Raw genomic sequence first — 878 nt, 5'->3', positions numbered from 1 at the left:
AAGTGCTGGCGATGGTCAGCAAGCCAAGTTTCGACCCGAACCTGTTTGTCACCGGCATCAGCTTCAAGGAATACGCCGCGCTGCACGACTCCCTCGACCGTCCGCTGTTCAACCGCGTGCTGCGCGGGCTCTACGCGCCGGGTTCGACGATCAAGCCGGAAGTCGCCATCGCTGGCCTCGACAGCGGCGTGGTTACCGCCCAGACCCGGGTGTTCGACCCGGGCTATTACCAACTCCCGGATTTCGACCACAAATACCGCAACTGGAACCACAGCGGTGATGGTTGGGTGGACATGGACGCAGCCATCATGCGCTCCAACGACACCTACTTCTACGACCTGGCCCACAAGCTGGGTATCGACCGCCTGCACGACTACCTGGCCGAGTTCGGCCTTGGCCAGAAAGTCTCCCTCGACATGTTCGAAGAGTCAGCCGGCCTGATGCCGTCCCAAGCCTGGAAGCGCGCTACCCGGCGCCAGCCGTGGTTCCCGGGTGAAACCGTGATCCTCGGCATCGGCCAGGGTTACATGCAGGTCACCCCGTTGCAGCTGGCCCAGGCCACTGCGCTGATCGCCAACAAGGGTGTGTGGAACCGACCGCACCTGGCCAAGACCATCAATGGCGTGCCGCCGGTGGATGAAAACCCGATGCCCAACGTGGTGCTCAAAGACCCGCGCGACTGGGAGCAGGTCAACCACGGCATGCAATTGGTAATGCACGATCCACGCGGTATCGCCCGGGCGGCTGCAGCCGGTGCGCAGTACCGGATTGCTGGCAAGTCTGGTACTGCGCAGGTAGTGGCGATCAAGCAGGGCGAGCGTTACAACCGTCTCAAGACTCTGGAGCGCAACCGCGACAACGCCTTGTTCGTCGGCTTT

At 62.5% G+C, this 878-nt stretch carries 1 protein-coding gene; it reads left to right on the top strand.

The features are described 5' to 3' along the window. A partial coding sequence (locus tag HX846_RS39500; RefSeq protein WP_256739794.1) for a penicillin-binding transpeptidase domain-containing protein occupies window positions 1-878 on the top strand: 878 nt, incomplete at both ends.

Source organism: Pseudomonas sp. K5002 (assembly GCF_013386655.1).
Lineage (GTDB): Bacteria > Pseudomonadota > Gammaproteobacteria > Pseudomonadales > Pseudomonadaceae > Aquipseudomonas.
This window is presented reverse-complemented; position numbering and strand designations above follow the sequence as displayed.